The organism is Flavobacterium sp. 316, from assembly GCF_000967805.1.
GTDB lineage: Bacteria > Bacteroidota > Bacteroidia > Flavobacteriales > Flavobacteriaceae > Flavobacterium > Flavobacterium sediminilitoris.
Map to the genome: position 1 here is coordinate 261,525 of NZ_JYGZ01000002.1, position 9,289 is coordinate 270,813.

The following is a 9,289-nucleotide window of genomic DNA, read 5'->3' on the forward strand; positions in this document are numbered from 1 at the left end:
TGAATCTAAATACATTCTTGAAAAATAAAGTAATGATTAAGCATTTTCTTTTGCTTTTTTCTTTTTCTTCCAAAAATATTCGCCTACAAAATATAAGGCCAATAAAACTAGAAAATATTTAAAATAAGATTGTGGTTGACCTGTTCCGCTAACTGTTGTAAACAGTCTATCCCAGCGAATTCTCCAGTTTTTAATTCCATCATTAATTCCATCAATACTCATCCAAATAAAAATAGGTTTTCCTACAATGTGGTTAGCAGGAACATAGCCCCAATATCTGGCATCGAGTGAATTGTGACGATTGTCTCCCATCATCCAGTAATAATCTTGTTTAAATGTATATGAAGTTGCAACTTGACCATTGATTCTAATTTCATCTCCATTAACTACTAATTGGTTTCCTTCATATTCATTAATTATTTTTTTGTAAAAAGGCAATGTTTCTTTGTTAAGTTCTACTGATTTTCCTGCTTCTGGAATGTAAATAGGTCCTAAATTATCAATAGTCCAATTTGTATTGCCAGGAAAAATTTCTTTGTTTAGTTCTTTTTTTGGTAATATAATTCTCACTACAGAATCAATAGCACTATTTTTTCTTAAATTTTCAGCATTTACAAGCGTTAGGTTAGCTTCTCTTTCAAAGTCACTAATTTCTGTTAATGAGATACTGAAACTTGAAAGAACTTTGTTAGGAATTCCTCTAGCATCAGTAAGAATAGTTATGGTACCGTCTTCATTTCTGAATGATCCTCTAGCATAAGGTGATAAAGCATTTGCTTGATTTTCGTTGTAGATAGTGGTAATAAATTTACGAGTAAATTCTGTAGAACCATTTTCTGTAAGTAGGTTAGAAGCTACACCGTTTTTAGAGTATACCTTATGCATATATTGAGGCTTTGCTCTATCAGGCATAATAGATTCTTTGCCATTAATATAAATAATTCCGTCTCTAATTTCAAATGTATCACCAGCAATGGCTGTACATCTTTTTACATAATTGGTTTTTTTATCAATAGGTTTGTCATAGCGTTTGTCTGCTGCTTTGTACATGTGAAATAGGGTATCAGTAGGCCAATTGAATACAACAATGTCATTTCGTTCTATTTTTTGAAAACCAGGTAATCTATAATAAGGTAATTGTGGCCAAGTAGTATATGATTTTGTATGTATAAGAGGAATAGTATCATGAACCATTGGAGCAGCAAACGTAGTCATAGGTGTTCTTGCTCCATAATGAAATTTACTTACAAAAAGGAAGTCTCCTACTAATAATGATTTCTCTAATGATGAGGTTGGAATAGTATATGGTTGAATAAAATAAGTGTGTACAAATGTAGCTACAACAATTGCAAAAGCAAGTGAACCAACTGTGTCCATAGCTTTTGTAGGTGCTTTTAAATCACGATTGGCAAAATAAGTAACTTCTTGAGTATAGTTTACATACATGATGTAAAATCCAAGTGTTACAATTCCTAAGATCATGTCTAAAGTAGATTTTTTACCAAATGTTCTTAGTGTTTCAATCCAAATGATTGGAAATAAAAATAAATTGATAATAGGAATGAAAAGTAAAAGTGTCCACCACGTAGGGCGATTGATAATTTTCATTAAAACAATTGAATTATAAACTGGAATGAATGCTTCCCATGCTTTTCTACCTGCTTTTACATATAATTTCCAAGTTCCTAATCCGTGGATTACTTGTACTAATAAGATGAATAATAACCAACCTGTTACTGACATATTTGTTTTTTTTAGAATAAAGAAAACAGAGTAAAGAAAATAGACTCAATTTAGTCCATTTTGAAATAATATTGTTATTCTCTGAAATTCTTCAATTTTATTGTTTATTTTATTAAATGTTTTTCTGTTATATGTTTTTTGCGCTTTGCGACTATTAATTGTATTATTAATTCAAATGAAAAACCTAAAGGTAATCTATAAAATTACTAAAAGATTTATTTATTCTAGTAGATTTTTCAACAATATTACTAGGAATAGATAGAGAACAACAACTAATTTGAGAGCTTAAATCATATCTTTCGTGTTTTGGAAAATCAGATAAGATATTAAAAATGTTATTAGCTATCACAATTACCTAAACTGCCAAATTTTAAGATTCTTGTAATTATGCTCTTTATTAGCACTCATTATCAATTATCAATTATTAACTATATCTATATTCTCTTTTCTTTCTTCTTGTTATCTAAATCCCCAAAACATCTTTCATTGTAAATACTCCTTTTTTTCCTAATAACCATTCGGCCGCAACTACAGAGCCTAATGCAAAGCCTTCTCTAGTGTGAGCTGTATGTTTTATTTCAATTTGATCTACTTCACTATCATAAAAAACACTGTGTGTTCCTGGAATATTTTCAATTCTTTTAGCATTAATTAGAATGTTTTCATCATCTGTTGTTTCTAATGACCAATTTTTATAATCGGTATGTTTTATAATTCCATTTGCTAAAGAAATAGCAGTTCCGCTAGGAGCATCTAGTTTTTGTGTGTGATGAATTTCTTCCATTGAAACATTATATTGTTTCAAATTAGCCATCATTTTAGCTAAATACTCATTTAATTCAAAAAACACATTTACACCTAAACTAAAGTTAGAGCCATATATAAAACTTCCATTTTTTGAATTACATAAAGCTACCATTTTGTCATATTCTTCAAGCCAACCAGTTGTTCCTGATATAATAGGTATTTCATTTTCAATACAAGTTGAAATGTTTAAAACAGCGCTCGATGGAACGCTAAAATCAATAGCAACATCTGCATTTTGTAATCCTTCAAAACTATCGTTACTTCCTTTTTTTAATACAATTTCATGACCACGCTCTAAAGCTATTTTCTCAATAACTTTTCCCATTTTTCCGTATCCTAAAAGTGCAATTTTCATTTGATATTTGTATGAATTAAGTAATTATGTTAGCTAAATAAATGTTAAAAAATATAGGTAAGTCGAATTCCTGATTTGAATTTGTAATCAATTTCATTTTGATATAATTCGGGTCTAATAGATAAATTATCGTTTACATTGAATTGTAATAAGTGTGCATCAACATTAGCATCGATAATATTTAAGAGATAAATTCCGGCAGTAATTAGTGCTGATAAATCTCGATTTCGTTGGTGAAACTTTTGTCCTCTAATTAAACCATCATTATCTATTCCACCGTAAATAGGATGTACACCCATAGCAGATGTTCCATCTAATCTTTTTTTGTATTCATCACGAAATTCGTGGTATTTTTTGTTGTTCCAAGTGTAAAAATAAATTCCAGCACCTAAACCAGCATAAACCAGAGGTATTTTCCAGTATTTTTTATTATAGGCTTGCCCTAAACCAGGTAAAACTGCCGAATAAAAGGCAGCTTTAGCTGGAGATAATGGGTTTATTGTAGTTGATATAGAATCTTTTGCAACTAATGAAATTTCTTCCTGAGCAGTAGCGTTAAAGCTTAAAAATAAGCTAAAAAAAAGTATGGTTAGAATCTTTTTCACTAATTGTTAATCAATTTCAAAATTCGATTAAAATCTTCTTCAGAGTGAAAAGGAATTGTAATTTTTCCTTTTCCATTTATGGCTACTTTTACATCTACTTTTGTTCCAAAAAAGTTTGTGAATACTTTTTTCTCTCCTTCGTCGATGTCAAAGCTAGATGTTTTCGTTTTTGCAGTAGTTGGTTTTAGACTCTCTTGATATTTTTTAACAAGCGCTTCGGTTTCTCTTACAGAAAGATTTTGTGATACGACTTTTTGATAAATATCAGATTGTATGTTTTCGTCTTCTACTGAAATTAAAGCTCTACCATGTCCCATAGAAATAAATCCATCACGTATTCCTGTTTGAATAATAGGATCTAGTTTTAAAAGACGTAAATAGTTAGTAATAGTAGAACGTTTTTTACCCACACGCTCACTTAACTCTTCCTGAGTAAGGTTAATTTCATCAATTAAACGTTGATAAGAGAGTGAAATTTCAATAGGATCTAAATCGTGACGTTGAATGTTTTCTACTAAAGCCATTACTAATGATTCATTATCATTAGCAATTCTTATATAAGCAGGAATAACTTCTAATCCAGCTAATTTAGAAGCACGGAGTCTTCGCTCTCCAGAAATTAATTGGTATTTGTTGAATTCTAGTTTTCTAACAGTAATAGGTTGAATTACACCTAATTCTTTAATAGAAATAGCTAGTTCTTTTAGTGTTTCTTCGTTGAAATTACTTCTAGGTTGAAACGGATTTATCTCAATTGCATCTAATTCAAGCTCAATGATGTTTCCTACCACTTTATCTGCCCCTTTGTCTTCAACCGATTTAATATCGTTTGATGGGTCTTTTAATAAAGCTGATAATCCTCTTCCTAATGCTTGTTTTTTCACTGCTTTCGCCATTTTCTACTTGTTTTTCTTGATAATTTCTTCCGCTAAATTTAGATAATTTGTTGCACCTTTACTAGTGGCATCATAATTAATAATGCTTTCACCAAAACTAGGTGCTTCACTCAACTTAATATTACGTTGAATAACAGTTTCAAAAACCATATCATTAAAATGTTTTTGAACTTCTTCAACTACCTGATTTGATAAACGTAAACGAGAATCATACATGGTTAATAATAGGCCTTCAATATCTAATTCAGGATTGTGGATTTTTTGTACACTTTTTATAGTATTCAATAGCTTTCCTAGTCCTTCCAATGCAAAATATTCACATTGAATAGGAATAACAACGCTATCGGCTGCTGTTAAGGCATTTAGCGTAAGCAATCCTAATGATGGAGCACAATCAATTAGAATGTAATCGTATTTGTCTTTTACAGATTCTAATGCTTGTTTAAGCATGTATTCACGATTTTCTTTGTCTACTAATTCAATTTCAATAGCAACTAAGTCAATATGTGCAGGAATTACCCAAACATTTGGAGCTGTACATGTCATTGTAGCTTCATCAGGAGTGTTACTGTGTTCTAAAATTTGGTAAGTTCCTATTTCTACAGTTTCTATGTCAATTCCTAATCCAGAACTAGCGTTAGCTTGCGGATCGGCATCTATTAAAAGTACCTTTTTTTCTAAAACACCTAATGATGCAGCAAGATTAACAGAAGTTGTTGTTTTTCCTACACCACCTTTTTGATTGGCAATTGCTATGATTTTACCCATTTGACTATTAAAAATTTTTGAGTGGTAAAAATACAATTATTTATCGTTTTTTCAACTCAAATTTGTTAACAATACATTAAAGTGTGTTATTGCCTTATTTTAAAGATAGAATGTGCTTGTTTCTCTTTTTTTGAAGGATGAAAATTATGATTACAAGGACTTATATTGTGCTTTTTATTTTATTGCAGTACTTAAATAAAATAGCTGTTTATATAAAAAAACACGAATTACTTCGTGTTTGAATATTAAATGTCTCTTTTAGGAGTGTTTTTCTTGTCTCGTTTTTCAGCTTTCTTCTCTTTAGGAGTTTTTAAAGGCTCTTTTTTAGCTGTTTTCTTTGCATCTTGACTTTTTGCCATAATTTCTAAGTTTTTAGTAAAGGTACCTTAAATAAAATAAGAATCAGGATAAAATAAGGATATTCTTTATCTTTTGGGCGAAATTGTTTAAAACGTTAGTTTGAGTGTGAATCGTATTGAGAAGTTTCTATTGTAAGAATTATTTTCGATACTTTTTTAATGAAATCGCTGTTCTCATTTCATTAAAAATGCCCGAATTGACGAAAAAAAATCATCAAAAACTAATTACATCCAATGGGTTATTCTTTACATTTGTGTATTAAATTAATACATATGAATACTTCAAAGGTTGTTTTTCTTTTTTTATTAAATAGCTTGTTTTTATTTGGTCAAAAAAGAGAAAAAATAGATTTGATACTTACTAATGCTACTATTTATACTGTTAATGATTCATTTGATATAGCAGAAGCAATTGCTGTTAACAAAGGGAAAATAGTTGCAGTAGGTACTACTAAAGCAATTACAAAACAGTTTCAGGCTAAAAAGAATATTAATGTTCAAAATCAATTTATATATCCGGGGTTTTATGATGCTCATGCTCATTTGTATGGTTTAGGAATGACTATGCAAAAAGTAAATTTAAAAGAGACTAAAAGTTATGATGATGTAGTTTCTCGAGTAGTTGCATTTCAAAATAAAAAGAATACTAATTTTATAGAAGGAAGAGGTTGGGATCAAAACGATTGGGAGAATAAAGAATTTCCATCAAGAGCGCAATTAGATGCTCTGTTTCCAAATATTCCAGTTGTGTTAACAAGAATAGATGGGCATGCAATGCTAGTAAATGGAAGAGCATTAGAACTTGCAGGAATTACGGCTTTTACAAAAATAGAAGGTGGACAAATAGAAGTTAAAGACGGAAAAACAACAGGAATTTTGGTTGATAATGCAATGGAACTAATCAATGCCATTATTCCAGAGCCAAGTTTGAATGTTAAAACAACCGCTTTGAAAGATGCTCAAAGCGAAATGTTCAACTATGGTATAACAACCGTTAATGAAGCTGGTTTAGAACGAAATATTATTGAATTAATAGATGAGTTGCAGCAAAAAAACATACTCGATACTAATGTTTATGCAATGGTTATGGCTTCAAAAGAGAATGTTGATTATTATACAAGATTAGGAATTTATAAAACAGATAAATTAAATGTTCGTTCTTTTAAGTTCATGGGAGATGGTGCTTTAGGATCTCGTGGTGCTTGTTTGCATCGTGCTTATTCAGATAAACCAAAACAATTTGGGGCGTTATTATCTCCAATAAATGAAATAAAAAGTATTGCAAAACAAATTGCTGATTCTGATTATCAAATGAATACACACGCAATAGGAGATTCTACAAATACTGTTTTATTAAAAATATACAAAGATGTTTTAAAAGATAAACCTAATAGAAGATGGAAAATTGAACATGCACAAATTATGCAAGAACAAGATTTTGATTATTTTAGATTAGGTATTATTCCATCTGTGCAACCTACACATGCTACTTCCGACATGTATTGGGCTGAAGATAGAGTAGGTTCAGAACGAATTAAATACTCCTATGCCTATAAAAAAATGCTAGAAAAAGCAGGTCTAGTAGCTTTAGGAACTGATTTTCCAATTGAAGAAGTAAATCCTATGTTGACTTTTTATGCTGCTGTAGCACGAAAAGATTTGAAGAATTATCCTGAAAATGGTTTTCAAATGGAGAATGCTTTAACTCGTGAAGAAACTTTAAAAGGGATGACTATTTGGGCTGCTTACTCTAATTTTGAAGAAAATGAAAAAGGAAGTCTTGAAGTGGGTAAATGGGCCGATTTTACTGTTTTTTCTAAAGATATTATGACAATGAATATTGATGAAGTTCCTTCTGTACTGCCTAAACATGTTTTTATAAAGGGAAAACAAGTGAAGTAATCCATTGAGTGTAATTAGTTTTTGATGCGCTTTTTTGTTAGTTCGAGTAATTTTTGAGAAGAATTTCTTTTAAGTACAGGAGTTCTCGATACATTTTTCATGAAATTGCTGTTCGCATTTCATTAAAAATACTCGAACAGACGGAGAACTAAATACAAGAATATCTTTTCAACACAATTCACGTCACTTTGAGTGCGAAGCGTATCGAGAAGTATTTCTTTTCAGTACAGGAGTTCTCGATACTTTTTGACTTCGTTGTTCTACATTAAAAAACTCGAACTGATGTAACCTAGAATTAAACCTCTTTTAACTTTTCAGCAGCAGCAATCAGCGTTTCATCTGTTTTAGCAAAACAAAAACGAAGCATATTTCTATCTGTTGCATCATTATAAAATACTGAAATTGGAATAGCGGCTACACTATGATTTGTAATTAATTCTTTCGCAAAATCGACATCGTTTTTAGTGCTAATTTGATTGTAATTTACTACTTGAAAGTAAGTTCCATCACAAGACATTAGTTCAAAACGACTATCCTTTAGTAAGTTTTGGAATAAATCGCGTTTGCGTTTGTACATTTTAGCAACTTCACTAAAATCAACTACGTTTAAATATTCTGCAATAGCATGTTGTGAAAAACTGTTTACACTAAACACTAAAAACTGATGTACTTTTTTCATTTCATACATTAGTTTTTCAGGCGCAATTAAATATCCTACTTTCCAACCTGTTACATGTAATGATTTTCCAAATGACGATGCTACAATTGTTCTTTCAATTAATTTAGGTCTTGAATTAAAAGAAATATGCGGATGTGAAAATGAGATGTATTCATACACTTCGTCTCCAAGAATTAAAACTTGAGGGTGTTTTTCTAAGATTTGTTCCAAGGTTTGGAACTCTTCTTCTGTCCAAATTCTTCCTGTAGGATTGTGTGGATTATTGATAACAATCATCTTAGTTTTAGCTGAGATTGCATCTTCAATTTTATTAAAGTTTGGTGAGTAATCTTCATTTAATGAAATACGCACAGGTTTTCCGCCCGCTACTAAAACAGAAGGTTCGTAACTATCATAACTAGGATCTAGAATTAATACTTCATCTCCTTGATTAATAAAAGTGTTAAGTGCTGTAAAGACACCTTGAGTTGCACCAGCAGTAATTAGCATTTCTGTAGCAATGTTTACATTTCTTTGGTAGTTTTTTGCTGTTAATGCAGCAATTCTTTCCATTAGTAATGGTAAACCAGCCATAGGTGTGTATTGATGTATGTTTTCACGAAGTAAACGTTCAGAAATTTGTAATAAGCGTTCGTCTACAGGGAAATTTGGAAATCCTTGTGATAAATTAATAGCTCCGTAATCATTCGCTAATTGCGACATTACAGAGAATATACTTGTGGTGATATTAGGTAGTTTTGACATAATGCGAAAATAATAAAAAAAGAGGAAAAAGAAGTAATGCTTTAAATGTTTTGCTATTCTTTAAAAGGCTAAAATAGTGGCATTTTTTTGTTGCAATAAAATAGTCTTACATTTTATACTCCTGTGATAAAATATCTTTCATTTTTCACTAAAAACCGCAAAAGAAAATAAGCCATAGGGTACCACAACTACTACTTTGATAAGGGGTATATATGGGGTTGATGGGAGTATATAGGGAGTATCACCGTCTTTGACTCATCCTAAAACAACTATACAGGTTATTAAATTAATCCTAATATAGCTATACAACGATTCTTCATTTGATTAATACAATTTGTTGTTCTTTTAAATACTATTACTCTTCCATACTGTTTCTATACACTATCCTCCCTTTATCCTAACCTTTAAGTAACCTTTAATATGGAGTAGTA

General features: G+C 30.5%; 8 protein-coding genes. 1 reads left to right on the forward strand and 7 read right to left on the reverse strand.

The genetic code is table 11. The annotated features are described in order from the left end of the window. Positions 1-36 precede the first annotated feature (36 nt). The 6 genes from lepB to SY27_RS04910 form a co-directional block, all read right to left on the reverse strand. Positions 37-1,743, reverse strand: a complete 1,707-nt coding sequence (lepB, locus tag SY27_RS04890; protein ID WP_045967759.1) for a signal peptidase I — start codon at positions 1,741-1,743, stop codon at positions 37-39. A gap of 184 nt (positions 1,744-1,927) precedes the next feature. Further along, the gene (locus SY27_RS19055; protein WP_235270902.1) at positions 1,928-2,092 is read right to left on the reverse strand and encodes a four helix bundle protein; all 165 of its coding nucleotides are present in this window, start codon (positions 2,090-2,092) and stop codon (positions 1,928-1,930) included. A gap of 114 nt (positions 2,093-2,206) precedes the next feature. Then, on the reverse strand, positions 2,207-2,905 hold the full coding sequence (gene dapB, locus SY27_RS04895) for a 4-hydroxy-tetrahydrodipicolinate reductase (RefSeq protein WP_045967761.1): 699 nt from the start codon (positions 2,903-2,905) through the stop codon (positions 2,207-2,209). Positions 2,906-2,949: 44 nt separating this feature from the next. Then, positions 2,950-3,510: a DUF5683 domain-containing protein gene (locus SY27_RS04900; RefSeq protein ID WP_045967763.1), complete on the reverse strand. Its 561-nt coding sequence runs from the start codon at positions 3,508-3,510 to the stop codon at positions 2,950-2,952. Beyond that, positions 3,510-4,406, reverse strand: a complete 897-nt coding sequence (locus tag SY27_RS04905; RefSeq protein ID WP_045967765.1) for a ParB/RepB/Spo0J family partition protein — start codon at positions 4,404-4,406, stop codon at positions 3,510-3,512. The genes SY27_RS04900 and SY27_RS04905 overlap by 1 nt, the downstream gene beginning before the upstream one ends. A gap of 3 nt (positions 4,407-4,409) precedes the next feature. After that, positions 4,410-5,174, reverse strand: coding sequence for a ParA family protein (locus SY27_RS04910; protein WP_045967766.1), 765 nt, complete (start codon positions 5,172-5,174; stop codon positions 4,410-4,412). A gap of 632 nt (positions 5,175-5,806) precedes the next feature. Between SY27_RS04910 and SY27_RS04915 the strand changes: the two genes are divergently transcribed. Beyond that, positions 5,807-7,435: an amidohydrolase gene (locus SY27_RS04915; protein ID WP_045967768.1), complete on the forward strand. Its 1,629-nt coding sequence runs from the start codon at positions 5,807-5,809 to the stop codon at positions 7,433-7,435. Between the two features lie 295 nt (positions 7,436-7,730). On the opposite strand, the gene SY27_RS04920 is transcribed toward SY27_RS04915, so the two are convergent. Continuing rightward, a complete protein-coding gene (locus SY27_RS04920) occupies positions 7,731-8,858 on the reverse strand; it encodes a methionine aminotransferase (protein ID WP_045967770.1) in 1,128 nt (375 codons plus the stop codon). Between the last annotated feature and the right edge of the window lie 431 nt (positions 8,859-9,289).